Annotated in this window: 25 protein-coding genes; 18 read left to right on the top strand and 7 right to left on the bottom strand. The window is 69.9% G+C overall.

Features of this window, described 5'->3' with window-relative positions; translation table 11 throughout:
* Positions 1 to 340: 340 nt before the first annotated feature.
* Positions 341 to 718 (bottom strand): hypothetical protein, encoded by a 378-nt coding sequence (locus ACFOYX_RS01920; protein WP_322443835.1) that lies wholly within the window; start codon positions 716 to 718, stop codon positions 341 to 343.
* 589 nt (positions 719 to 1,307) lie between these two features.
* A complete protein-coding gene (locus ACFOYX_RS01915; protein WP_322443836.1) occupies positions 1,308 to 1,874 on the bottom strand; it encodes a helix-turn-helix transcriptional regulator in 567 nt (188 codons plus the stop codon).
* 47 nt (positions 1,875 to 1,921) lie between these two features.
* On the opposite strand from ACFOYX_RS01915, the gene ACFOYX_RS01910 reads away from it, so the two are divergent.
* From ACFOYX_RS01910 to ACFOYX_RS01895, 4 genes are all read left to right on the top strand, one after another.
* Positions 1,922 to 2,713, top strand: a complete 792-nt coding sequence (locus ACFOYX_RS01910; RefSeq protein WP_322443837.1) for a class I SAM-dependent methyltransferase — start codon at positions 1,922 to 1,924, stop codon at positions 2,711 to 2,713.
* A gap of 471 nt (positions 2,714 to 3,184) precedes the next feature.
* Complete coding sequence (locus ACFOYX_RS01905) at positions 3,185 to 4,396, top strand: helix-turn-helix transcriptional regulator (RefSeq protein WP_322443838.1); 1,212 nt, start codon at positions 3,185 to 3,187, stop codon at positions 4,394 to 4,396.
* A gap of 176 nt (positions 4,397 to 4,572) precedes the next feature.
* Positions 4,573 to 4,911: a hypothetical protein gene (locus ACFOYX_RS01900; RefSeq protein WP_322443859.1), complete on the top strand. Its 339-nt coding sequence runs from the start codon at positions 4,573 to 4,575 to the stop codon at positions 4,909 to 4,911.
* Positions 4,908 to 5,192, top strand: a complete 285-nt coding sequence (locus tag ACFOYX_RS01895) for a hypothetical protein (protein ID WP_322443860.1) — start codon at positions 4,908 to 4,910, stop codon at positions 5,190 to 5,192. Before ACFOYX_RS01900 ends, ACFOYX_RS01895 begins: the two co-directional genes overlap by 4 nt.
* A 288-nt stretch (positions 5,193 to 5,480) precedes the next feature.
* Here the strand turns inward: ACFOYX_RS01895 and ACFOYX_RS01890 are convergent, their stop codons facing one another.
* Entirely contained in the window at positions 5,481 to 6,557 is a 1,077-nt protein-coding gene (locus ACFOYX_RS01890; protein ID WP_322443839.1) for an ISAs1 family transposase, read from the bottom strand.
* A 523-nt stretch (positions 6,558 to 7,080) separates the two neighbouring features.
* On the opposite strand from ACFOYX_RS01890, the gene ACFOYX_RS01885 reads away from it, so the two are divergent.
* From ACFOYX_RS01885 to ACFOYX_RS01875, 3 genes are all read left to right on the top strand, one after another.
* Positions 7,081 to 8,628 carry a hypothetical protein gene (locus tag ACFOYX_RS01885; protein ID WP_322443841.1) on the top strand — a complete coding sequence of 516 codons (1,548 nt, stop codon included), beginning with the start codon at positions 7,081 to 7,083 and terminating at the stop codon, positions 8,626 to 8,628.
* A gap of 138 nt (positions 8,629 to 8,766) precedes the next feature.
* Complete coding sequence (locus ACFOYX_RS01880; protein ID WP_322443842.1) at positions 8,767 to 10,095, top strand: IS4 family transposase; 1,329 nt, start codon at positions 8,767 to 8,769, stop codon at positions 10,093 to 10,095.
* Between the two features lie 136 nt (positions 10,096 to 10,231).
* The gene (locus tag ACFOYX_RS01875) at positions 10,232 to 12,349 is read left to right on the top strand and encodes a hypothetical protein (RefSeq protein ID WP_322443843.1); all 2,118 of its coding nucleotides are present in this window, start codon (positions 10,232 to 10,234) and stop codon (positions 12,347 to 12,349) included.
* Between the two features lie 87 nt (positions 12,350 to 12,436).
* On the opposite strand, the gene ACFOYX_RS01870 is transcribed toward ACFOYX_RS01875, so the two are convergent.
* Together ACFOYX_RS01870 and ACFOYX_RS01865 are read right to left on the bottom strand one after the other, a co-directional pair.
* Entirely contained in the window at positions 12,437 to 13,072 is a 636-nt protein-coding gene (locus ACFOYX_RS01870; protein ID WP_369292991.1) for a helix-turn-helix domain-containing protein, read from the bottom strand.
* Positions 13,073 to 13,143: 71 nt separating this feature from the next.
* Positions 13,144 to 13,875 carry a hypothetical protein gene (locus tag ACFOYX_RS01865; RefSeq protein WP_322443844.1) on the bottom strand — a complete coding sequence of 244 codons (732 nt, stop codon included), beginning with the start codon at positions 13,873 to 13,875 and terminating at the stop codon, positions 13,144 to 13,146.
* A 263-nt stretch (positions 13,876 to 14,138) separates the two neighbouring features.
* On the opposite strand from ACFOYX_RS01865, the gene ACFOYX_RS01860 reads away from it, so the two are divergent.
* The 9 genes from ACFOYX_RS01860 (at position 14,139) to ACFOYX_RS01820 (ending at position 21,525) form a co-directional block, all read left to right on the top strand.
* Positions 14,139 to 14,588 carry a hypothetical protein gene (locus ACFOYX_RS01860; RefSeq protein WP_377533765.1) on the top strand — a complete coding sequence of 150 codons (450 nt, stop codon included), beginning with the start codon at positions 14,139 to 14,141 and terminating at the stop codon, positions 14,586 to 14,588.
* Positions 14,589 to 15,137: 549 nt separating this feature from the next.
* Positions 15,138 to 16,109 carry a DUF932 domain-containing protein gene (locus tag ACFOYX_RS01855; protein ID WP_322443846.1) on the top strand — a complete coding sequence of 324 codons (972 nt, stop codon included), beginning with the start codon at positions 15,138 to 15,140 and terminating at the stop codon, positions 16,107 to 16,109.
* A 66-nt stretch (positions 16,110 to 16,175) separates the two neighbouring features.
* Positions 16,176 to 16,658, top strand: coding sequence for a hypothetical protein (locus ACFOYX_RS01850; RefSeq protein ID WP_322443848.1), 483 nt, complete (start codon positions 16,176 to 16,178; stop codon positions 16,656 to 16,658).
* A gap of 128 nt (positions 16,659 to 16,786) precedes the next feature.
* Entirely contained in the window at positions 16,787 to 17,485 is a 699-nt protein-coding gene (locus tag ACFOYX_RS01845) for a GGDEF domain-containing protein (protein WP_322443849.1), read from the top strand.
* Entirely contained in the window at positions 17,482 to 18,744 is a 1,263-nt protein-coding gene (locus tag ACFOYX_RS01840; RefSeq protein WP_322443850.1) for a hypothetical protein, read from the top strand. Before ACFOYX_RS01845 ends, ACFOYX_RS01840 begins: the two co-directional genes overlap by 4 nt.
* A 237-nt stretch (positions 18,745 to 18,981) precedes the next feature.
* Complete coding sequence (locus ACFOYX_RS01835; RefSeq protein WP_322443851.1) at positions 18,982 to 19,458, top strand: AbrB/MazE/SpoVT family DNA-binding domain-containing protein; 477 nt, start codon at positions 18,982 to 18,984, stop codon at positions 19,456 to 19,458.
* On the top strand, positions 19,455 to 20,063 hold the full coding sequence (locus ACFOYX_RS01830; protein WP_322443852.1) for a hypothetical protein: 609 nt from the start codon (positions 19,455 to 19,457) through the stop codon (positions 20,061 to 20,063). The genes ACFOYX_RS01835 and ACFOYX_RS01830 overlap by 4 nt, the downstream gene beginning before the upstream one ends.
* Before the next feature lie 167 nt (positions 20,064 to 20,230).
* A complete protein-coding gene (locus ACFOYX_RS01825; RefSeq protein WP_322443853.1) occupies positions 20,231 to 20,935 on the top strand; it encodes a CbrC family protein in 705 nt (234 codons plus the stop codon).
* A gap of 68 nt (positions 20,936 to 21,003) precedes the next feature.
* Positions 21,004 to 21,525: a hypothetical protein gene (locus tag ACFOYX_RS01820; protein ID WP_322443854.1), complete on the top strand. Its 522-nt coding sequence runs from the start codon at positions 21,004 to 21,006 to the stop codon at positions 21,523 to 21,525.
* Positions 21,526 to 21,896: 371 nt separating this feature from the next.
* Here ACFOYX_RS01820 and ACFOYX_RS01815 read toward each other — a convergent pair whose 3' ends face one another.
* Positions 21,897 to 22,139, bottom strand: coding sequence for a response regulator transcription factor (locus ACFOYX_RS01815; RefSeq protein WP_322443855.1), 243 nt, complete (start codon positions 22,137 to 22,139; stop codon positions 21,897 to 21,899).
* Between the two features lie 177 nt (positions 22,140 to 22,316).
* Here ACFOYX_RS01815 and ACFOYX_RS01810 point away from each other — a divergent pair, with 177 nt between their 5' ends.
* Both ACFOYX_RS01810 and ACFOYX_RS01805 read left to right on the top strand, forming a co-directional pair.
* Complete coding sequence (locus ACFOYX_RS01810; RefSeq protein WP_322443856.1) at positions 22,317 to 23,519, top strand: chitosanase; 1,203 nt, start codon at positions 22,317 to 22,319, stop codon at positions 23,517 to 23,519.
* Positions 23,520 to 23,709: 190 nt separating this feature from the next.
* Positions 23,710 to 23,853 carry a hypothetical protein gene (locus ACFOYX_RS01805; protein ID WP_322443857.1) on the top strand — a complete coding sequence of 48 codons (144 nt, stop codon included), beginning with the start codon at positions 23,710 to 23,712 and terminating at the stop codon, positions 23,851 to 23,853.
* A gap of 85 nt (positions 23,854 to 23,938) precedes the next feature.
* On the opposite strand, the gene ACFOYX_RS01800 is transcribed toward ACFOYX_RS01805, so the two are convergent.
* Positions 23,939 to 24,775 carry a DUF4352 domain-containing protein gene (locus ACFOYX_RS01800; RefSeq protein WP_322443858.1) on the bottom strand — a complete coding sequence of 279 codons (837 nt, stop codon included), beginning with the start codon at positions 24,773 to 24,775 and terminating at the stop codon, positions 23,939 to 23,941.
* Positions 24,776 to 24,935 lie beyond the last annotated feature (160 nt).

The following is a 24,935-nucleotide window of genomic DNA, read 5'->3' as shown; positions in this document are numbered from 1 at the left end:
GAAGCCCTCCGAGATATTCACCGAACTCGTCGAGGCAAATGCTTCCACTGGCTGAACCCGCCCAGCTCTCCGATCGCTGTCTAGGGACGAGCCTGCTGGTATTGGTGGACCTCAGCCTCATCAAGCCTGCCGGCGAGGACGTAAACAAGCGCAGCCGGACGCCGTGACATCGCTGCCGGCACGACGTGGCGGCCCGGGACGTGCCGCCAGTGCCGCGAAGACCGCTCCTGCCCGCAACTCGTCTGGGCGCAGGCCGAGCAGCAGGGGCTCCGCGCCCAGGCGCAGGCCGCATCGCCGCCTCTACCCGCCGGCCGTGAGCCGACGCCTCTGCCAGCCCTGTCTACTCCTCGTCGTCCTCCAGCGGCTTTGTCAGCGCCGCCTCCTCGCGGCGTTCCTTCTCGGCGCGGATCTGGGACCGGTCCGGGTCGGGCAGGTCTGGGCCCCGGACGAGCCACGGCTCGGCGTGCCAGTTGGCCGGGACCACATGGCTGGCCCACCCATCCCTGTGGACGCCCGCGACGACGAGCCGGTCCCGGTTCTCGACGGGCACGTCCGAGTGGGCGTCCCGGCCGTCGGCGGAGATCGGGGCCTGTTCCATCACCAGCCACCCCACCACTGGCAGCGAGGTCACCTTTCCGGCGTCGTCCATGTAGAACACTCGCCATCCGGCGGCTAGGGCGGGCCGGAAGTCGATGGCGCGATAGTCGTTGTGGGGCATGTCGCTCTTCAGAGGCGGCCGAAGGGGGCAGATGACTCGGGACAGACTCCCATGCAGGCGGGCCGCCCGGGGGCGATGGTGGGACGGGGCGTTTGCACTCGCGAAGATACATGTCCATAACGCAACCAATCGTCTTCCTCAAACACGGCAAAAACCGGCAAGTTGCGCACGAGCACGGCCGGTAGCCGCGAAGAAGCGGCCCGCCGCCCTCCCCGGATGCAGAGGGGAGGCCCGGGGTAGGGCTGCTCTTTTGGCGACAGCAACCCTGACAGCAACCGCTGCACAAAGCACCGATCGGTGCCCGCCTCGACCACCCACACCACCGGGGTGGACCTCTCTTGCTCATGACTTTGAACGTGCCTCTTAATCCGCAGGTTGGGGGTTCGAGTCCCTGGCGGCGCACCAGCAGGAACACATCAGGCCCGGTCCTCATGGACCGGGCCCGACCCCTCTTCTCGACCCCAACGTCAGGCGTCGGAGAGAAAGCCGAGCCCGTCGATGCGCGCGCGGCTGGCGTTCGGGGAACCGTCACGGTGATGCTTTCCCGAACGCTGTGAACGAGGTGGGTTAGCTAAGCCAATGCTCCGGGTCAGCGCTCCGGGCCGAGGTGGGTGCGCTCGCCGTCGTGGTCGAGGATGCACAGCACCTCGGCTGGTCCGCGGTCCGCGCCGAACGCGTGCGGCACCATCGTGGAGAACTCGGCCGCCTCGCCCGCCTCGACCCGGATGGTCCGCTCGCCGAGCTGCAGCACCACGGTCCCGGAGAGCACGGTGAACCAGTCGCGCCCCGGGTGCACCCGCAGATCCGCCGGGACCGGCCGGGTGATCCGCAGCTTGGCGACCGTCATCCCGGGCGCGGCGTCGCCCTGGGACAGCAGCCACGTGGTGATGCCCCGCTCCGGCTCGTGGTGCGGCCGGATCACCACGTCGTCGTCCCCGCCCGCCTCGACCAGCTGGTCCAGCGTGATGCCCAGCGCGCGGGCGATCGGGGTGAGCTGGTCGAGCGCGATGCGCCGGTGGCCGGTCTCGATTCGGCTCAGCGTGGACGGGCTCAGGTAGCTGCGCGCCGCCAGCTCGTCCAGCGACCAGCCGCGGGCCGTCCGCAATCCGCGGATGCGCTGCCGGACGAGGGCGTCCAGATCTCCGTCTTGCTTCATGCGCAAGACCTTATGCCATCGGCGCAAGACCGGCGTACGGTCGGCGCATGGCACACACGCACCTGGGCGAGATGCTCGAACTCGACGCCGCCGTCCTGCACGAGTATTACGCGGAACTGATCGGCTGGGTCGGCGCACAGCTGCCGGACCGGCCGCACATCGTCGACCTCGGCGCGGGCACCGGCGTCGGCAGCCGATCGCTGGCCCGCCACCTGCCCGCCGCCCGGATCACCGCCGTCGACGTCGACGAGGAGATGCTCGCGCACCTGCGGCACAAGGCGGACGAGGAGGGCCTGGGGGACCGGATCCGGACCGTACGCGCGGATCTGGACCAGCCCTGGCCGCAGCTCGAGCCGGCCGACCTGATCTGGGCATCCGCGTCCCTGCACCACATCGGTGACCCGGACACGGCGCTGGCCCGGGCGTACGAGCTGACCCGCCCCGGCGGCCTGTTCGCCGTGGTCGAACTCGACTCGTTCCCGCGCTTCCTGGACGACCCGGCCGGCGCCGCGCTGGAGGAGCGGTGCCAAGCCCTGCTCGACGCCAAGCGCCTCGAACACGGCCTGCACATGGGCGAGGCGTGGGGCGAGCGGCTGGCCGGCGCGGGCTACGCCGTCGAGGCGGAGCGCCACTTCGACCTCGTCCTGCGGCCGCCGCTGCCCGCCGCGACCGGCCGCTACGCGGAGATCTCGCTGGGCCGCCTCCGCCACGGCCTGGAGGACCGCCTCCCGGCCGAGGACCTGGCCGCCCTGGAGCAGCTGGCCGCCGACCTTCCGCACCGCACCGACTTCACGGTGCGCACGGAGCGTACGGTCTGGCTGGCCCGTCGCCCCACCTAGCTAGGCCGCCTGCGGGGTCGGTCTGATCGTTGCCTGGGGGTCAAGGAGTTCCTGACCCCCGTACGACCCCAATGGCAATGCAAAGCGGCACTGGGAGCAAGACCAGCACGCGGTTCCGCAGCAGGTCACACACGATGGCCGCCGCCGAGCGAGGGTCCTCTTAATCCGAGGGTCGCCAGCGACCCACGAGTAGACGGCCGTTGACAGCAACGATGACAGCAACGGGCCCGGACGAGAACGGCACCCAGCGGCCGCGCACGGACAGTCGTCCGAGGTCGTGGATGCGGACGGACGGACCCACGCGGACGACGCGCCCAGAACTTACAAGCGAGGGGTCTAGGGAACTTCCTGCCGCCGTGGATTGCGGCGAGCCGTGTGTGAGGGGTTATGAGGGCGCGGGCTGCTCGGTAGCGTTGGTGCGACGGCGGCCCGGGTGCCGATGGTGCATCCCGCGCTACGAGGAGGTTCGGGATGGATTCCTTGCCGGAGTTGACTTTCGGGCAGCGATTGAAGGTCTACCGGGAGCGGTCCGGGAAGACTCGTGCGGTGCTCGGTGGGTTGGTGGGCCGCAGCGCCGAGTGGGTCAAGGCGGTGGAGACCGATCGGATCCTGCCGCCGCGCATTCACATGCTGGATCGCATCGCGCGTGCTCTCAAGGTCGACGTGTCTGCCTTGGCCGGGGAGTTGAGCGACCGGTCTGCCGTGGTCAACGGGCCAGAGCATCCGGCGCTGGCGTCGGTCCGGGACGCCGTGAACCGCTTCATGCCCTCCGACGAGGCTTCCGCGGAGTCGTTGACCAGCCTGAGGGAGCGGCTTGCGGTGGCGTGGCGGGCACGCCATCAGGCGTCCGATCACCGTACGGTGCTTGGCGGGTTGTTGCCGGGCCTGCTGCGGGACGTGCAGCGCGCCGCGTTGGCGTACGAGGGTGTCGAGCGTCGGCAGGCACAGGCCCTGTTGGCGGAGACGCTCGGGCTGACGCAGATGTTCCTTGCCTACCAGCCCGCTGCCGAGTTGTTGTGGCGGGTCGCGGATCGGGCGATGGTGGCGGCGCAGGAGTCCGGTGATCCGGAGGCGGTGGCCTGCGCGGGATGGTTCCTGTGTCAGGTGCATCGGGACGCCGGTGACTGGGACACCGCCATGGCGGTGACACTGGACGTCCTGTCGGCTCTGCAGTCGCACACGGCCGACGGGAACACGAACTTGCTGGCGCTGTGGGGTGCGTTGAACTTCGAGGCTGCCTACACCGCCGCTCGCGCTGGTGAGGAAGGCCGGGCCTGGCGATACTGGGATCGCGCGGACCGAGTGGCGCAGCGCCTGCCGCAGGGCTTCTATCAGCCGCAGACATCGTTCTCCCGGGTCATCATGGGCGCTCACGCGGTGACGGTGGCGGTGGAGTTGCAGAAGTCCGGTGAGGCGGTGCGGCAGGCACGCCGTCATGATTCGGCGGCGATCCCGTCGAGGCCGCGCCGGGCACGCCATCTCATCGAGGTCGCGCGGGCGCACTACGGCAAGGACGACAAGGAAGCGGCCGTGACGACCCTCCGGCAGGCGTACGAGTCGGCCCCGGAGACGATCCGCTTCAACGGGTACGCCCGCCAGATCACCTTGGACCTGCTCGACGGCCCGCGTTCCACCCGCGACGACGCCCGCGACCTTGCGGTGAAGGTCGGGCTCCTCTCGTGATCTAGGGGTACGAACCATACCCATTCCGCTCTGCAACCGACCGTAGCTTCTTGCTCACGGGATGCGGCGGGCGGTGCGGGTGTCGCCTGGTCGTCGCGTCCCTCTCAGCTTCGAGGGCAAGGGGCCGCCCTCGTGATCGACGAGGGAGGGTACGTGCGTCGCGTCTCGTATGACGAATACCTCTCGGCCACCGCGCTTACTCTCGCCCGCAGGCATCGGCCGGTGTGGTCGTGGCGGCTCTGGCGGCGCATCTGCCGCTGTGGAGCGGACCTACCCTGCCGTGCCCGGCACCGGATCCCGATCAATCGTGGCCACTGGCCGGGGGAGGGGGAGCAGTGAGCGACGGGCAGGAGCGGGCCATCCTCGCGGTTCACGTCCGCGGGCTCGATGGCATGTGCGCCGGTTGCCGCGAGTGGTGGTCGCGGCTGGCGCCGTACCCGTGCTGGCAGGTGGAATGGGCGACCAGCTGGCAGGCCCGGAAGATTACCGCTCGCTTTCTGGAGGGTGCGCGGTGACCACCCACGGCCCGGTCATGCCGATCTGGAGCTGCGGAGGCTGCGACCTACCCTGGCCCTGCCCGACACGGAAGCGGGAGCTGCGGGCCGAGTATGCCGGCGCTCCGGTGTCGCTGGCCCTCTACCTCGGCTCCTACCTCGTCCAGGCGACCGAGGACATGCCCTGGACACCGGCCGGTGTGCTGCACCGCCGGTTCCTCGGCTGGACCAGGGAAGCCGGTCGGCCCATGCCAGCAGTACAGCAGCGAAGTACAGCAACCGTGCCAGCCGAACCGAGTTGAGAAGAGCGTCAGCAGGCCGTCTGACCTCGCATCAAACCCGATCCGACCCGCTCGCCGAGAGTTCACACCGAAGGGCATCAGGCAACTCTTCTACGTCCCCTCAGCAACGAACGCCGTAACCAGAGCCCACCCGTTTAGCCATGGTTGCCCTTATGGACACTGTCCTGCTTCTTCCTACATCGGGATAATGTCGGCATGACGCCGCGACGTGTCGTGATCGTGTTGACCTGCATAGTTGTGGCGGCGTTAGGCGCACTCTTTGCGATTGTCCGGTGGGAGCAGGCAGGGTCATTGCGTTGTCGTATAGGTGCTGGTCACGGCGGTGATGAGGTCGTGTGGGCGGCGGTTGGCGCGTCGGGTGGCGCGGGCGATGTTGGCCTCGCCGTTGGTGCGGTGGTAGCCGATCGAGGTGTTGCGCAGGGTGGCCAGGACGGCGGGTCCGGTGCCGGTGCGGGCCTGGTGGAGGTCTTCACGGAACGTGACGTCCCGGACGTGGTGGACGTGGTTCTCGATGTGCCATTCGCGGCGGGCCCAGTCCTGCAGGTCGGCGGGTTGGGCCTGCTCGGCGGGTAGAGACACGGTGAAGTAGGTGGTCTCGCGGCTGGTCTTCCCGCCGGTGGTGCGGGTCCGGATGATCCGGATGGCCTGCTGCGCGTGGGGGAACCTGATTCCGCCGGGGGTGTGCACGGTGATGGCTTTGACGGTGCGGGTCTCGCGGCGGCCGTGCCCGGTGTCGCGGCGGCGGTCGCCGAGTGGGACGTCGGGCCAGGGTAGGGCTTTGATCTGGGCGAACAGGGTGGGCTGGTTGCCTTTCGTGGGGATCATCAGGTGGGCGCCGCGGGCGGCGATCTCGTCGGCGTGGGCGGTCTGGGTGTGCAGGGCGTCGGCGATGAACAGCAGGCCGGTCAGGGTGCCCAACACGGTCTCGACCGCGTCGAGTAGCGGCGCGAACGCGGGGATCTCATTGCTCTTCGCGCTCACGGTGACCTGGGCCAGGACGATGCCGGTGCTGGTGTCCAGCGCGGAGAGCAGGTGGACCTGGCCGCCGTCGCTGCGGCGGGCGCCTCGAAGAGTTTTCCCGTCCACGGCGATCACCGTCCGATACCGGCGTGGCCGGGGCGTGGTCACCGGCTGGGCGCGGGCGGTCAGCCAACCGGCCAGGACGGTGGACAGCAGCCCGTCGTCCAGGCGAGTCAGCAGCCGCCACACCGTCGTGCCCACCGGCACCCCATGATCGAACCCGAGCCGGTCGCGGGCCTGCTCGTCAAGATCGTGCAGCCAGTCGGTGATCGCGGCGAACGACGATGCCCCCGCCAGGACCGCGCAGACCGCGACCGTGAGCAGACCCGACAGCGGATACCGCACCCCACGCGGGTCGCGGGGATCCGGGACCGCCGACAGGGCCTGCATCAACCCCGCGCACTCGCTCTCGGTGACCGCAGGTGGTGATGTGTCAGGGGTGCCGCCGGCGACGGCGGTCAGTGCGGGGATCGGGCATGATGACATCGGCGGGTGAGGTCCTCGGGGTGTCGTGAAGCGTAGAGAACTCCATGATCACCGACGCGATCTCACCCGCTCTTCCGGCCTCCACACAGGCCAGTCACTACGCACATCACCAGCTCAGGGCGCCCGCCGATCGACTACGCAATCGCCCTGTGGGAGCAGGCCGATCGGATTTCCACGGTGGCCTCAGCGCTGGCGGCGGTGGCCTCGGTAGGGGTGGCGGTGTGGGCGGCGTTGCCTAGGAATGGTGATCAAGGGACGCGGGCGAGCAGGACCGGAAGCGCCACCGCGCGCGGACCAGGTAGCCGGGCGAACACCGGCGTGACGGGTCCGGTGATGCCGGGGCCGGCGGTGGCCGATCGTACCGGCGCCGCCGAGGCGACCGATGGCGGCAGCGCAAATACTGGTGTCGACCGACAACGGCCATGAGCCGACGCAGGAGCGAACTGGAAAGGTCGCGGTGAACTGGACACCCCCGGTCGCTGGCCTGGCTCGCGGCACCGGTGCTGCGACTGCCAACGACCGCAGCGTGGCCAACAGCGGCGTGATGATCAATTCCCCGGGCACGGTCGGCGTCGCGCCGGTGGCGCGGTCGGTCTACCGCCATCAGACGGTGTCGCGCATCGCCCCTCGCGAATTGGTAGGCCGCTCGCGGGAGTTGACCGAGCTGGCCCAGTTTTGCACTGCGCCGGGTGGCGGCGGATACGTGTGGTGGCGGGCCGGGCCGTGGGCGGGCAAGTCGGCGTTGATGTCGTGGTTCGTGCTGCACCCCCCGGCGCGTGTGCGCCTAGTGTCGTTCTTCATCACATCCCGCTGGGCTGGTCAAAGTGACCGGGTGGCCTTCACCGACGCGGTGATGGAGCAACTGGCGGAGCTGCTCGGCGAGCCGATGCCGGCTTACGTGACCGATTCCACCCGCGACCGGTGTTTCTGGGATCTGCTCGACCGGGCCGCTCACGCCTTGTCCGAGCGAGGTGAGCGGCTGGTCCTGCTCGTGGACGGGTTAGACGAGGATACGGGCGTCCCGGCCGGACAGGCGCCGCACAGCATCGCGGCACTGCTGCCGGTTGAACCGCCCGCCGGGATGCGCGTCATTGTCGCTGGCAGGTCAAACCCGCCGATCCCCGGCGATGTCCCGGAGCGGCATCCACTGCGGGACACCGCGGTCGCGCGTCCGTTGGGCGCATCGCCCGTGGCCGCCTCCGCCAGGCACGCCATGGAGCAGGAACTGAAAAGGTTGCTGTGGGGCAGCCGGGCCGAGCGGGACCTCCTCGGCGTGGTTACCGCCGCCGGTGGCGGTCTTAGCGCCCGCGACCTTGCCGGGTTGACCGACGGGTGGGAGCCCGAGATTGCAGAACATCTCACTACCGTGGCCGGCCGGTCGTTCACCCGTCGCCCCAGCCGTTGGCAGCCGGAAACCGGACCTGAGGTGTACGTGCTGGGCCACGAGGAACTGCAGCAGATGGCCACAGATCGCCTCGGCCCAGCCAGGCTGGAAGCCTACCGGCAGCGGCTGCACGCATGGGCCGACGGCTATCGCGTTAGCGCCTGGCCGGCCGACACCCCCGAATACCTTCTGCGCGGCTACTACAGGCTGCTGCACGCCGCCGATGACCTACCCCGAATGATCGCCTGCGCCACCGACTCGGACCGCCACGACCGGATGCTCGACATCACCGGGGGCGACGCCGCCGCGTACGCCGAGATCATCACCGCACAGGGCGCCATCCTGGCCCGGGCGGAGCCCGACCTGCTGGCCATGGCCAGGTTGGCAATCCACCTCGGCGAGTTGACCGCGCGCAACGTCGGCATACCGGCCGAGCTGCCGGTGGTGTGGGCGCTGCTGGGTCAGCAACAGCGCGCAGAGGCTATGGCGCGGTCGGTCCACCCGCTGTCACGGACACCCGCTCTAGCGGCAATGCCGCGTAGTTAGGGCGGTGGGGGTGCTGTCAAGCGGCGTGTCGTCGAACAAGGACGGCGGGGTCTCGGTATAGAGGTTTGTCACTCGAAGACAGCCTCTGGACCGGGAGCCCCGCCGTTGGAACAGTCTGCCATTACTCGCACGATCGCGGTGGCGTCGGGCCGGTTCGCGCCGGGGCATCTAGGTGAGTTGACGCAGCAGGTGCCGTTCGAGATGGTCGATGCCGTCCTGGTTGATACCGGGGCGGTGCAGGCCCGGGTGCGGGATCTGCCGTCGCGGGTGGTGGTGTATCTGCTGCTCGCGGCGGCTCTGTTCACCGACCTGGGTTACCGGCAGGTGTGGTGCCGGCTGGTCGCCGGTTTGGACGCGCTGGCGGTGGCGGCGCCGACCTCGTCGGCGTTGGCGCAGGCCCGCCGCCGGGTTGGGGACAAGCCCCTCGCGGCGTTGTTCCGGCTGCTGGCAGGTCCACCGGCCGGGGCCACCCGGTGGCGGGGTCTGCTGGTGTGCGCGATCGACGGCACCAGCATGTTCCTGCCCGACAGTGCGCTGAACCTGGCCGTTTATCCGCGCCAGGCCGGCACCCATGGCGGCTCTGGCTATCCCATGCTGCGACTGGTCGCCGTCGTCACCTGCGGCACCCGCACCCTCATCGACGCGGTGTTCACCCCGATCAGCGTCGGTGAACTGGGGTGTGCCACTCGTCTGCTGGGCTGTCTGCAACCCGGCATGCTCCTGCTGGCCGACCGTGGCTTCGCCGCCCGCCAGACGATCGACCAGTTCGCCGCCACCGGCGCTGACCTGCTCATCCGCGACAAGGACGACCGGCGGCTACCGATGATCCGCCGCTGCTCAGACGGATCCTGGCTGTCAACGATCGGCGCGATGACCGTCCGGGTCATCGACGCCGAGATCATCGTGACCCTCGACGGACAGCGTCACGTCGGCCGTTACCGATTGCTCACCACGTTGACCGACCACCGGGCGTTCCCCGCATCCGACCTGGTCACCCTCTACCACCAGCGGTGGGAGATCGAGACCTGCTACCTCGAACTGAAATCCACCACCCTGGGCGGGCGGGTACTGCGCGCCCGCACCCCGGCCGGGATCAGCCAGGAGGTCTACGCCCTGCTGACCGCCTACCAGGCGCTGCGCCTGGCGATGACCGACGCCACCGCCAGCCAACCCACAACCAGCCCGGACCGAGCCAGCTTCACCATCGCCCTGCACGCCGCCCGCGACCAGATCATCCACGCCGCCGGCGTCATCGCCGACACCACCATCGACCTCGTCGGCGCCATCGGCCGCGCCGTCCTGGCCGACCCGCTACCGCCACGCCGAACCCGCGTCAGCCCACGCGTGGTCAAACGAGCGATCTCCAAACACCGCGCCAAAGGCACCATCGACCGCACCAACTACCAGGCCACCTTCAAAGTCAACATCATCACCACAGCAGGATTGACAACTGACCCACCGCCCTAACTACGCGGCATTGGCTCTAGCGGCCCTAGCTGAGGTGGTGGCCGGAGACGATCCGGCCCGAGCGCCGGCCCTGGCCGAGGACGCTGCGACCTTCGTCCATACAGAGACCTGGCCACCGCCAGGCACCTTGGCCGCCGTGGCCAGGGCCATGGCCAGGGCGGGCGACGCGGACCGGGCCGAAGGCCTGGCCCGATCAGGCACGGACCCGAATGAACAGGCGGGAGCCTTGGCCACCGTGGCACAGGCGCTGGCCGCTGCCGGTGATCTCGACCGCGCCGAAGCGCTGGCCGACTCGATCCGCGATCCCCGGACACGGGTACACGCCCTTGCGGACGTCGTGACGGCACTGGCTGAACACCACTGCGACCGTGCATGGGCACTCGCCGGACGGGCAGAAGAGGCGGCCCACGCAATCACCGACGCGGATGAACGTGCGCACGCACTGGCCGACGTGGCGCAGGCGATTGCATGTGCAGGTGACCCGGACCGGGCGGAGGACATCGCCCGCCACATCACGAGACCGTACGTCCAGACGCGGGTGCTCGCAAGGCAGGTTAGGGCGATCGCCGAGACGGGCGACTTCGCCCGCGCTCGCGCCATGATCCGGGTTCAGCACGGCGCTGAGCAGCGGGCGCGCGCACTGACTACGCTCGTCGAAGTCGCGGCTGCGGCCGGCGATGTCCCGAGGATGCTCGCCCTCGCCCGGGAGGCCGAGGCCGAGGCCGGATCGGTCTCCCGACGTCGCGAGGTCCTCGAGTTAGCGGATCTTGTCGCGGCCGTCGCCGACGCCGGTGACCGCGACTGGGCTGTCTTACTGACGGACCGGGCCGCGACCGTGGCCGGCTCGTTGACGGCTGACGACTCGGTCGGTCCGGTCACCGACGAGGACGTCCAGGCGTTCGCGTTGACCGAACTGGCCGAGACGGTGGCCCGGGCTGGGGATCCCGATCGCGCCGAAGCGCTCGCGGTCTCGATCCCCGGCCCGTCCCACCAGACCTCAGCACTGGCGCGGCTGGCGTGCGTCGCGGCCCGAGTCGGCGATTCGGATCGGGCCCGGACCCTGGCCTTACGGGTGGAGACGGCGGTGCGCGCCAGCACAGATTCGCGGCGCCGGACGAACGAGTTGAGCGCCCTGGCGAAGGCCGTGGCCGCGACGGGCGACTCCAACCGGGCCGAGAGCATCGCCAGCTTGATCTCCGCTCCCAGGGACCGGTCGAGCGCACTGACGGGGGTGGTACACGCGCTGGCGCGCACCGGGCAGTCTGGCCCGGCCCGCGCGGTGGCTGGCCGGCTTGCGGACTTAGCCGCAACGATGACAGACGACAGGCAGCAGCCGTGGGCGCTCATCGACGCCGTACGGGCTATGGCCTACGCGGGCGACCTGGACAGGGCCGAGGATCTGGCCGTTTCTCTGCCTACCGGCTACAACCGGACCGAGGCGCAGGTCGTCCTGATGCAGGTGGCCGCCGACGCGGGTGACATGGTCCGAGCGGCGAGGCTGGCGGAGCAGATCACCGATCGGTACCGGCAGCCGAAGGTCCTCCGAGCGCTAGTCACTGCGGCGTCCCAGGCCGGTGACCGGGAGCAAATGGCGGACATTGCCGATCAGGTGGCGGCGCTGGTCAAGCTGGCGAAACCACATGACGGGGGCATCGACACAAACGAGATCCGGTTCCTGGTCTCAGCGGTGGCGCGCGCGGGCGAACCGGAACGCGCCGCCGCCATCGCCCGGTCAATGGGGGACCGGTTCAATCGCAACGCGACATTGGCGGAGCTGACCAGTGTGGCTGCGGACGAGGGTCACACCGTGCGCGCGGAGGCCCTGGCGGGCCAGGTCACTGACGCCCAGTTCCGGGTGGAGGCGCTGGCCCACCTCGCGTTGGCAGTCGCGGTGGCCGGCGACCATGACCGTGTCCGGCCACTGGTCGACCAGGCCGAAGCCGAACTCGGCGCAATCGGGCGCCCAACGATGACGCCACCGCTACCAGAGTTGGCGACGGCCCTGGCCCGCACTGGTGACTGGGGCCGAGCCGAGGCACTCGCCCAGTCGATCACCGCACCACAACTGCGGGCGCAAGCGCTGTTCGCTCTTGCACGTGAATCCGACGACCCCGCGGCCGCCCGGCGGTACGTTGCATGGGCGTTCCGCAGTCCCGACTGGACGCACTCTCTGGATGCACTGGTAGGCATCCACCCTGACGCCGTCGCCCCACTCGCCGACGAGTACCTTCGCAGCACCGCACAGATGGACTGACCGGGCCTCCGGCGCCGTGGCATGGCGGCTGATCGCACCGGGCCGCAGAGCCGCCGAGGTGCCCTGGGGGGCGTTGGCTTCGGTCGGTCATCCGGGACCCGCCAGCGCTTCGCTTCGGCACGGGCCGCAGTTGTGCGCTGGGGATCCCCGGTGGCGGGGGCAGTGCCGGTCGCCGGAGCGCCTCGGGCGCCGGCGCGCGCGTGGTTCTTTGATGGTTAAGGACGGTTTGTAGGAAGCGTGCTTCCGGCCGTCTGGTAGCACTCTTCCTGTCGTTGGGAAGTCTGCTTCCGGCCGTTGCCCCTGCGCGGGGAAGCCAGCTTCCGCCTTCTCGGATGACGACCGGAAGCCTGCTTCCGGCTGTTCGCGGGACCCCCGGAAGGCTGGTGCCGGCCGTTCCCCCTCAACCGCAATCTCGGGTGCAGGCGGCACGGTGCGGCGCCGCTCGATTGCCAGATCCCAGACGACCGGGCGCCGGTCGGCCGGGACGAAGGCGGGGTGCCGCTGGTCGCCACGGCGGATCAAGCCGCGGCGTTGCAGTTCGGCCAGATCGTTGCGGACCGACCGCACCGACTTGCGGGCGTAATGGGCGAGGCGTTCCTGGGACGGGTGGGCACCCCGTCCGTCGCTGTGGGCGTGGTTAGCCAGGCCGAGGAGGACGGCCAGGCACGATGGCGGCACGTCGGGGGCGTCGTGGAGCGCCCACACGATCGCTTCCAAGCTCATGCGTTTCTCCTTGCATGCGGCAGGGATGAATGGGCGAGGCAGGGGTTGACTGCCCGCGACGGTCGAGGCGATCAGTGAGGGCGTGTGCGGTTGGTGCGTACGGCGAGGTCGCCGCGGTGGATGGCGGCGGCGAGGGTCTGCTCGGCGCGTCGGCGACGCATCCGGATCGCCGGCGCGGACACCTCAAGCTCGGCGGCGAGGTGATCGACGAGGGCTCCGCCGAGGCGGGTCGCGCCGATTAGTTCGGCCTGCTCGGCGGTGATGACGCCGGCGGTGACGGCGCGCGCCAGGACCAGGTCGGGGTGCCCGTACGGGAAGCGTGGTGTGCGGGAGCCGACCGGCAGATCGTGGGGGAGTTCCAGCGTGGTGTCCGTGCGGCGTGCGGCATGGCCTGCACGCCACGCGGCCCAGCACAGGCGCAGCCACACGCGCGGTCCGCTGAGGTCGTCGCCGCGCAGGGCCTGCAGGAACCCGGCGACGACCTCGGAGCCGATGTCGTCGGCCTGCATGGCGAAGCCGTGCGCCAGCCGGGAGGCGATGCGGGTCAGGCCGGGCACGGCCACTCCGACAGCGCCGACCACCCATGCCGGTCCGTCGGCGCGGGCGTGGGCGGACAGGATCCGCCACACCGCGTCCGACACACCGGTGTCGACTCCGCCGACCAGCAGGTCGCGGACGGTGTCGAGGCTCAGGCGACGCCGGGGCAGCCCCGGCACGTCACGGCCGTCGAGCTGCAAGGGGTCCGGACCACGGACCAGCAGGGCGAAAGCCCGGTCAGCGGCGGCGATGGCGGAGATGGGCATGTGCGCTCCTCGGGTCGGCCGGTTCGAGGCGTCCATTGCAGTGCCGCCTGCTGACAGGACAGATCGTTGTCAGATGCGGTCAGGCAGTGACGTGTTCCGCCGCCGGGGCTGTCAGGCCGTGTCAGGGGACCCCGGGTTCGGCGGACCTGACCTGCGGCGTCTGCCCGTTGGTCAGTACGTCACCGGTCCAGGGGCACACGCCCATGACCGACCGCCGCCCGTCACCCTGTCCGACCGATCACCTGGTGCCAGTGCAACCGCCCGTGCCGATCACCGTGTGGAACCTGACGACCGACACCGAGCTGGTGTCGGCTCCGCTGGCCCAGCGCCTGATCGCCAACTTCACCCATCAACGCGACCTGATCCTCGACGGCACCAACAGCGCCCACCTTCAGCGAGCCGCGCATTTGGCGGGCCGCCGGATCCGGCGCCGTCTCGCGAGCCACGAGCGGGCCGCGCTGATCGTCATGCAGTGGCCGCGGCCCTCCGCGGCCGGATGGCTACGCACGCACAACGATCGGTTGCGTCGCGCGGGTTGTCTTGTCGTCGCCCTCACCGGCGACGACGCCATCCTGCATCCGCGCGTCATCAGCGCCGCCCGGTCGACGGGACTGACCTACGTGCAGCACCTCGTCGCTGTCGAAGCCCCCGCCACCGACCGGATGAGGGTGCACGCCGACGTCCTGGTCTTCCACCGAAGGGCCGACGGGTGAACCGCGGTCTGGATTGCCCGCCCGCTCCTGCCGCCGCGGCCGATGGTGTTCGGCCCTCCCGCCCCCGTCTCGCGACGAGCTGCCCCACCTCGCCGCGCAGGCCAATACCGTCAGCCGCGCGGCCCGCTCTGTATGTCGGCGTGGAGCGGGCCTGTCAGGTCTGAAGGCACCGCAGGGAACGGCCTCCTGGTAGGCCCTGCCAGGTGCCGGTCGTAGCGTTCACGGCACATCTCATCCTTTCCCGACGCCCGCCGGCGCCCAACCGCTTCTCAGGCCCACCCAGGTCGGCCCGTGACAGCAGACCGCCGCCCCAGCGTCCGCATTCCCAGGCGCAGCCCCCGGCTCGTGACGTCGCCGCCGTGAACGTCCGACGAGCCAGCCCCGCACTGGTGGTCATCACCACTGCCCGCCGTCATCGCTGACGACATTCACACCAACTGCACGCCGTGCGGGCGGATCCGCCTGCCCTCGGCGCTGCCCACGCCCCCCTCCAACTGCCCGCCGCAATCCAGCGACGGATGCGACCCCAACAGCAAAAGGAGTCCCCACGTGGCCCACCAGATCGAGCAGTTCGACGACGGCACCGCCGCCTTCTTCACCGCCCGCCAGGACGCCTGGCATCGGCTCGGCACCACCACCACAAGCTGCCTCACCGCCGCCGACGTCATGACCGTCGCCTACCTCGGCGGCTGGGACGTTCGCAAAGAACCGCTGCGCACCGTCGACTCCGACATCCCCGTACCCGGCCGCTTCGCCACCACCCGCCGGCACCCCAAGACGGGCCAGCGGGAAGTCCTCGGCACCGTCGGCAACACCTACCAGGTCGTGCAGAACGAACAAGGCTGCGACCTGCTCAACATGATCGTCGACGCCACCGGCGCCCACTTCGAAACCGCCGGTAGCCTCCGCGGCGGCCGTGAAGTCTTCGTCACCATGAAGCTGCCCGAGACTCTGCGCATCGCCGGCATCGACCAGATGGACCTCTACCTCGCCCTGTGCACCTCCCACGACGCGTCCCGGCTCGGGCGCATCCTCGTCACCCCGGTGCGCGTCGTCTGCGCGAACACCCAGCGCGCCGCGTTCGCCAACAACACCGGCGACTACACGTTCCGCCACAGCGGAGACGTCGTCGGCAAACTCGCCGCCGTCCGCGACGCCCTGCGCCTCGTCCCGGCCTACCTCGACCAATTCCAGGCCGCCGCCGAGAACATGATCGAAAGGCAGCTGGACTGGGAGCAGTTGCAGCGCATCGCCGAACAGCTGTGGCCACTCAAAGATGACGACCGCGAATCGGCCTACCTGAAAAAGATGGCCCGCGAGCGGAGCCTGCGGCACCTGTTCGACGACGCCGACACGCAAGCAACCATCCGCGGCACCGCCTGGGCCGGCTACCAGGCCGTCACCGAGTGGCTTGACCACGAGCAACCTGCCCAGAGCGCCCACCACCGCGCCCACAAGGTCCTCTCCGACGGCACCGCCGCGGCGATCAAACAGCGCGCCTTCGCGCTCCTGTCCGCCTGAACAGTCACCCATCGAGGGGCGAGCCGGTTTCCGGCTCGCCCCTTCCTGCTACCGGAAGGAACCACCGTGACCGAACACCACCCGGACCTGCCCGCGGAGATCGCTTCCGCGCCACCTCCCGTGCTCACCCTCGACGGCCACACCGCCGTCATCGCCGACGTCCGCTTCATCTGGCGCGACCACTGCAGCTACTGCCGGCAACAGTTCTCCATGGCCACCGACGGCGGCCGGATCACCGCCGGCATCGCCGTCGACGCGCGGCGAGGTCCGCACTGGTACCAGCGGTGGCAGCCCGCCGGGCACCCTGAGCCGCCGCCGCACTGCCCCAACCTCCGCTGCCGCCGCCCCGCCCCGTTCGCCGCGAACCCGCGCAGCCACATCGCCCGACACGTCGATACGGAAACCATGACCTACCGGTACGGCGACCCGTCGCCCGTCTACAGCAGCCAGCAACTGCTTCGCCAGGTGTGGGACGTCATCCGCGCCACCTATCCGGAACTTGCCGCCCAAGCCGACATCGCCGACCGGCGCCGCCCCGGCATCCGCTGACCGCGCCGTCACCGCACCCCGCGACCTGCACCGGCCCGCCCTCGTGGCGGGCCGCTTCTCGTATCCCCCGGGCCCGGGACGCCAGCCCCACAGCACGCGCCCCGGGCTCTTCCACAGGAAGGAACACAGTGTCCACCATCGCCATAGCCGGCCTTAGCGCCACCCTCGGCTTCCTACTCGGAGCAGCGACCACACGGCCCGCGCTGCGCCGACTGCGCCGCCAGCTCGCCGCCGCCGTCCACCAGGCCCACCACGACCCGCTCACCGGATTGCCCAACCGCACCTGCGCCACGGAACTGTTCACCCGGTTCGCCGAGGCCGGGCGCAGCCTGACGGTGACGCTGATCGACCTCAACGACTTCAAAGCCGTCAACGACACCTACGGTCACGACGCCGGTGACGCCCTGCTCGTCGCTGTCGCCGACCGCCTGTCCCGCACCGCGGCGCACCACGGCGGCGTCGCCGCCCGCCTCGCCGGCGACGAATTCCTGCTGCTCCTGCCCACCGACGACCACGACCACCTCCATCCGCCCGCCGCCGCGCTCGTCGCCCTCACACCCCCGGTCACCGTCACCGGCGCCGACGGCACCCGCGCAACCCTCACCCCGCACGCCAGCGCCGGCGTCACCTACTTCAACGGCCTCGACGGCACCCTCGCCGGCCATCTGCGTCAGGCCGACATCGCCCTCTACCACGCCAAGCAGCGCCGCGACCACATCGCCAACTACCACCTCGGAATGCACATGCCCCCGCCAGTGCAACGCCGCCGACGGCTCCGCGATCACCCGGCCCACCGGACGGTGACCCGACGGCAGGTGCAGTCGTGAACCCCACCGCCTGCCGGGTCTGCCGCCAACTACTCAACCGGTACACCGACCTGGCCACCGGGGAGTGGACATGGCGCCACTCCGCCGCCGCCGGTCGGCCCGACCACGACCCGCAGCCCGTCCCCGCCGACACCGTCGCCACCGAGTACCGCTGCGACTTCTGCTCAGACCCCAAAGTCATCTACGTCCACCGCACCCGCAACGTCGACGCCCACTTCATCGCCGACGACCACCACCAGGTCCACCGCTACGGCACCAACTGGGCGGCGTGCATCACCTGCTCAATACTCGTCGAGGCGTGCGACGCCGAGGGCCTCACCACCCGCGCCCAAGCCGCCATCGGCGCCGACCTCACCGGCGACGCCCGGCATGCTCTACGCCAACTGCAAGTCACCATCCTCGACAGCCTGCAAGCCGGCCGAACCCTCACCTCCGTAGGGGAGTGGCAGCCGATGCCCGTGGCCGCGACGCTGCTGCCGAAAGTCCGCGACCGGCTATCCGCCCTGCTCCGGGGGACGGACCAGATCGACCTGCTTCCGGCCGAGCTGCGACAGGCCGTCGCCGACGGGTTGGACGGCGCCCGCCTCTACTGGGTCGACCCCGAATTCACCGACCTGACCCGCCACGCCACAGCAGCACTGCCCGACACCCCATTCGAGCCCACCGACCTGCCCGCACCCCACGGGCTGCTCGCCTGGGCGCTGCCACTGGCAACCCTGGCCGCCGTCAGCTGGACCAGTACGACCAACGGTCTCGTCGCCGTCGGATACCGCGCCGTCGGCGCCGGCCTGCAAGGACCGGACCTGCAACGCCTCCGCGAACACGTGGGCTGGCTCGTCCCCACCTGGTGCAGACAAGTCCCCGACGGATCGACCGTCGCACCCACCAACCCCGCCCGACCGCTCAGCGCGGCGCTCCTGCTCATCGCCCAGCAACTGGCCCAGACCTCCCACGCTCCCGTCGACGATCGCATCCGCAAGGCCTACCGCCGGCAGCGCCGGGAAGAGCCCGAGGTGCGCCTGATCCAGATCCGGGGCCGCCGAGGGGCACCGCGCGCTGGAGGAAACGGCGGGCAACTCACCGGCGAGGGCATCAGCCGGGAGTACCGGTGGTGGGTGCGTGGACACTGGCGCCAGCAACCATACGGGCCAGGTCGGAGCCAGCGCCGGCTGATCTACATCAACCCTCAACTGCGCGGTCCGCAGGACCAACCGATCAAGGCCACCACCACGGTGCGAGTCATAGGGCAGCACGGTTAACGGCCTGGGCGGTGGCAGCTCCTCAACGCCACCGCCCAGCATGGTGGAGCATCGCAGCCGCGGTGCGTCGCGCCCTCTCAATTCGCGGGGTTGGGGGGGGTTCAAGTCCCCCCCTCGGACACTCCCGCGTAGCAACCGTGCGACGTTGGACGTACAGGTGGTCAAGCGTGCTTGACCACCTGATTTCACTCTCTGTTACCGCCGTTGGCGGCAGCCTCGTCATTGGCGAGGTGGGTCATGACCGACCGGCCGATCGATTCGGTGATTCCGGCGGTGGTTCCGTCGGGCGGGCTCAAGATCCGCGGTGACTTGCGTGCCGCGATGAAGCGGCCGCCTCTGCCGCTGGCGCGACTGGCTCCTACTCGTGACTGCAGCACGGTGTATGGGCTGGCGACTCTTGATGTGCATGGCCGCGTCGCTGATCGGGCGGTGATGGCTGCTCTCGGCTGGGTTCCTGGCCTCAGGTTGGGCATCAGGGAAAGCGGCGGTCTGATCATCGTCGGCCCTGACTCGGGCGGGGTGTTCCGGGTGACGAAAGAGGGCCATGTGCGGTTGCCCGCTGTGGTCCGCCAGTGGTGCGGGTTGACGGCCGGCGATCGGGTGCTGCTGGCGGCCGATCCGAAGGCCGGACGTCTCGTGCTTCACCCGCCGGCCTCGCTGGACGCGGTGGTCGCGCGGGTGCAGGACGAGGCGTTTGCGGGTGGTGAGTCGTGAGCGGCGTGGCGGGTAAGGCCGAGCTGGAGGCCGCTCGGTTGTTGCTGTCGCGGATGGGCATTTCGCCAGCGGATCTGGTGGCGGTGGCGTCGGACCGTCCGCCGGCTCCGACGTTCGCGGAGTACGTGCCGGTGGTTGCGGCTGCGGTCAGTGCTGGCACGCGGCGGGCGTACGGGTCGTACTGGAAGCGCGTTGTGGAGCAGTGGGGTCAGCGGCGTATCGATGAGCCGACGCCGTCGGAGATCGAGCGGCTGGCGGAGTACGTCAAGACGCATGTGGTGGCCCGCCGTAACGCGCGGGGCGGGCGCAGCGCGGCGGAGCATCTGATCGCGGCCCTGCGCTGTCTATACCGGCGGGCGGTCGCCGACGGGTTCCTGTCGCAGGCAGAGAACCCGGCGTTGAAGGTGGCGAAGCCACGGCGGCTGCCGAGCACCCGGCGAGCGTTGGCGGATACCCGGTTGGCGGAGATCAACGAGGTGGCGGCGTCCACGGGTGATGATCCGGCGTCGGATAGTCTGCTGCTGCGGTTGCACACCGAGACGGCGTGCCGCCGGGGTGGGCCCTCGCTTTGCGGCCGGTCGACCTGGACCCGGATCAGTGTCTGATCCTGCTGCGGGAGAAGGGTGAGACGGTGCGGTGGCAGCCGATGTCGCCGACACTCATGCGGTACCTGCAGCGGCACGCCGAGAAGCGGAACACGACCGAGACGGGGCCGTTGTTCCGGTACCGCAGTGGGCAGCCGATCACCTATCGGCGGTACGACCACCTGTGGGTGCGCATCGGTGAGCACCTGCCCTGGGTGCACGTGCAGCAGATCAGCACCCACTGGCTGCTGCACCGCGGACGGCGTCCTCGGCGTTTACGCGGGCTGGAAGATCGACTACTCGCCCAGCGGTCACCTGACGGCCCGGGTCTGACAGAGCTGATCAGAGTGACACAGCCGCGATTTCGCTACCACCCCGATCCGGTCGCGACCGGGTCGGCCGTTCCGACGGTCGAGGCGTGTGATCTGTGCGGGGTTCCGCGCGGCTGGCGGTATGCCGGGCCGATCTACGGCCGCCAGATCGATGTGCTGTGCCTGCACTGCATCGCCTCGAGTGAGGCAGCGCAGGCGTTGACCGGCGCCGCCGACTGGCCCTGCATGTTCACCGACACGACCGACGTGCCACAGGACGTGCCGTTCGCCGTCGTCGAGGAGATCACGCAACGCACACCGGGCTTCGACTCCTGGCAGCAGCCGAGCTGGCTGTATCACTGCGGTGACGGTGCCGCATTTCTCGGCGCCGCCGGACACGAGGACCTGCGCGCCCACCCTGATGCGCTGGAGATGATCCGGGACGATCTGCACCGGCTCGGGTGGCCGGCAGATCAGGCCGACGCGATGCTGCGGCGGATGGATCGCAGCGGTGAGCCGACGGCGTACCTTTTCCTCTGCCTGCACTGCGGCGTGCACCTGGCCTCCTGGGACATCGGATGATCGGCTGCGGCAGTGACGGAGCAGCGGCTGTCGGTGCGTCGGCCGATGCTGGGTGGATCTGGTAGCGGATGGACGTGGCGTACATCGGCCGCTGGCGGGAGGACGTCACCGCGTGCGTGGACCAGCTGCTGCCGGGATTCGAGGTCCGGTTTGGTTACCCGCCGGGCCGGCACACGATCGGCGGGCCGGCGGGGGAGGAGGAGCTCGCCTCGCTTGCGGACATGCGTCCGCCCGGTGATCTGCTCGGGTGGTACCGGCAGGTGCGCGAAGTGAGCCTGCCGGACATCGGCAACGGCTACTTCATCCACGATCCCGGCCTGGTCATGTACCGGGAGGTGACAACGGTCCGGGGGCGCCTCACCGCGGACGTGGTCGTGTTCGCCAGTGATGGCGGCGGCGGGCTGTTCGCGGTGGAGGCGGGGGCCGGCGCGCCGGTGTACCGGCTTCCTGCCGGCGAGGTCGTCGCCGGTGTCTACCGCAGCGATGACCCGCGATTCGACGTGGTCGCAGAGAATCTGACCGGCTTTCTCGACCGGCTACGTGACGCGGTCGAGGTGTTCGCCGCCACGGGCGCAGCCGGAGACCTGTAGAAGCGGCTGGCACGTCGGGCCAGAAGGTGAGACTTCGTGGCTGTGACGAAGATCGTGACTGGCACCAGCGCCAGCACGCGGAACGCGAGCACTCAGCGTCGTGCCAGGTGAGTGATCACCGGAGGGCTCGTGCCTGTCCGCCGCCATCGTCACGCTCCGCATGCTCATCCGCCGCGCGACCCCGCTCTACCGCGGGGCGGACCACCCCCAAGAGACTCACGCGACGCATACCGACGGGCGCCCGTCAGCGTCGGGCGGACAAGCGCTGCCGCACGCCTGCGGACGGCACGCTGCTCAACGAGGGCAGGGCCGGCCCGCGCTCTTAGCTGTGACAGCCGTGGTGATGATGGCGTCGAGCCGGTCCCGGGTTTTCACCAGAGTGTTCCGCCGGCTTGGAGCGCCTCGAAGACGTACGCCTCAGTGTCGTACGTGGTCAGGATCAGGACCCGAACCTGTTCGAGGCCGCGCGTGCCGGCGATCTCGCTGGTGGCCCTGATCCCGTCCGACTGCGGCATGCGGATGTCCATGAGTACGACGTCGGGCCGGGTGGCCCGGGCCCGCTCCACGGCCTCGGCCCCGTTGGCGGCGGAACGATGGCCACCTGCCCCAAACACAAGCTGCGGCGTGTGCTGTCCCTGCCCGCACAGTGGACGGAGCCGTCTCGATTGAGTACATTGACGTACCGTTATCAGTTAATAAGGTTTCCTAATGCCTCAATCGGGCCAGTCCGACGCGGCGCAGGCCACGGACCAGAGCACGGGACGCGCCCCTTCCCCATCCGAGGAGAGCCAATGCTTCGCAAGCGGACAGTCGCCTACCTCTCAGCGGCTCTGCTGATGTTCGCCGTGGCGGTCGGCTACGGCCTGCCATGGGCCAGCGCCGCGGCGGCCGGGCCGATCACCGGCCTCGGCGGGAAGTGCGTCGACGTGGCCGGCGCCAACCCGGCCAACGGCACGCCGGTCCAGCTCTGGGACTGCAACGGCACCGCGGCCCAGGCATGGACGGTGGGCAACGCCGACGACTCGGTCCGCGCGCTCGGCAAGTGCCTGGACGTCACCGCCGCGTCGACCGCCGACGGCGCGAGGGTGCAGCTGTACGACTGCAACGGCACCGGCGCCCAGAAGTGGGCCGCCAGCAACGGCGCGCTGGTCAACACCGGCTCGGGCAAGTGCCTCGACGCCACGGGCGGGAGCACCGCCAACGGCACCCGCTTGCAGATCTGGAGCTGCTCGGGCAACGCCAACCAGCGCTGGATCCTGCCCGGCGGCGCCACGCCCAGCCCGTCCGCGCCGGCCGGCGCCCCCCTCGACGACCCGGCGAAGAAGGACATCGCCATGCAGCTCGTCTCCGCGGCGGAGAACTCCTCGCTCGACTGGCGCGCGCAGTTCTCCTACATCGAGGACATCGGCGACGGGCGCGGCTACACCGCCGGCATCATCGGCTTCTGCTCCGGCACAGGCGACATGCTCGAACTGGTGCAGGCTTACACGAGGACCAAGCCGGGCAACGTGTTGGCGGGGTACCTGCCGGCCCTGCGCGCCGTCAACGGCAGTGACTCGCACGCTGGCCTCGACCCGTACTTCCCCCGCGACTGGCGGACCGCCGCCGCCGACCCGGTGTTCCGGGCCGGTCAGGAGGCCGAGCGGGACCGGGTGTACTTCAACCCTTCTCTACGCGACGGCAAGGCCGACGGGGTACGGGCGCTGGGTCAGTTCGCCTACTACGACGCGGCGGTGATGCACGGCTACGAGGGCATGCGGGGGATCCGCAGCCGTGCCCTCGCCCGGGCAAAGCCGCCGGCTCAGGGTGGCGACGAGCGGACCTGGCTGCACGCCTTCCTCGACGAACGGGTCGCCGAGATGAGGAAGGAGGCGGCCCACTCGGACACCTCCCGCGTCGACACCGCCCAGCGGGTCTTCCTCAACAACGGCAACTTCGACCTGAACACGCCGCTGGTTTTCGCCGTCTACGGCGACCAGTACCGCATCGGCTGACGCCCGCCCCTCGGGTCGCGAGTCCCCACCGGGTCTACTTGAGTGCACGCCCAGGCGGTGACTGTGTGCGCGAAACGCCGGTGGGAGCGGGTTGGCTCTACCGATAGGCGGTACATCCCGAGATCTGAGTTCTCACCGCGCCTGCTCGGTCACACCCTCACCGCTTCGCGCCGCCCGTTGGAGACTCCTCGTGCCTCAGCTCGCCTTCGCCAATAGCTTCTGGGAGAGCTACGACGTCCTGGAGAAGCCGATCAAGGCCGGCATTCGTAAGACGATGGCGAAGGTCCGGCAGCTCACCATGGACAAACGTTTCCTTGGCTGTCAGCCCCAGTAGGGTCGCCGCTGTCAGCGACAGTCCCGGCGGTTCTCCGGGACTGTCGCTGTTTTCGCCAGTCACGCATTTCGCGGCTGGGGGCCGGTCACAGGGTGACGACGGCGTCCTCGGCCAGGGTGAACAGCCCGGCGTCGAAGGTGATCGTCTTCAGCTTGGTGCCCTTCGGCACATCGAAGTAGACGTTCGCCTTCACCGAGTTGCCCGGGTTGATCTCGTCGAGGAAACCCTGCCCGTCGGTGTTGCCGTAGATCCCAGCCTCGCCGTCGGCCTCGTACTCCCGGCCGGTGGCGTCCTGGGCGGTGAGGGTGCCGTCGGCGTGGAAGGTGTGCGCGCTCTTCGTGACGTTCTTGACGGTCACGTTGACCTTGCAGAAGCTGCCCTGCGCCTTGGTGTTCAGGAACTGGCTGCCCACCTGGGAGATCCCGCACTTCACGCCGTTGACGGTGACCTCGAAGTCACCGCCGCGCACCTTGTCGCCGACGCCAAAGGTCTTCGGCTTGGCCGGGGCCGGCGCCGCGGTCGTCTTCGCCGGCTCCGGCTTGGCCGGCGTGGGGGCCGACGTGCTCGGGGCGACGGCCGCGGGGGCGGAGGTGCTGGGGCTGGCAGCGGGGATGTCGCTGCTGGCGGACACATCGGTCTTCTTGTCGTCGCCGCTGACCAGGCCGATCACCATCGAGCCGCCGCAGCACAGCACCACGAACGCACCGACGCCGATGAGGGTGGGGATCAGCCAGGGCCGCTTGCGGGCGGCGGGCGCCGGCGCGCCGGGCGGCGGCGGGAACTGGCCGGGCTGCTGAGGGACCTGCCCGGGCGCCGGCGGCGGGAACTGGCCGGCGGGCACCTGCGGGAACTGAGCGGTGGGCGGCATCGGCTGCTGGCCGGCCGGCGGCTGGTTCTGCGCAGGGTCGTAGGGGGTGGTCATTGAGTGGTGTTCTCCCAGGTCTTGATTCGCGCTGCCCCGTTAGTTGAGCGCACTACTTTCCACTCTGACACATTTTGCCTCAGGCAACGGTCCTCCGGCTGGCCTGACTGTGAGCATGGCGGGGTCGGTTCAGCAGTGGTGAGCTGACAGTTGGCAGCGG

Source organism: Micromonospora sp. GCM10011541, from assembly GCF_042650725.1.
GTDB lineage: Bacteria > Actinomycetota > Actinomycetes > Mycobacteriales > Micromonosporaceae > Micromonospora > Micromonospora sicca.
The sequence above is the reverse complement of the archived record's forward strand: the minus strand, read 5'-3'. Positions and strand labels throughout refer to the sequence as shown.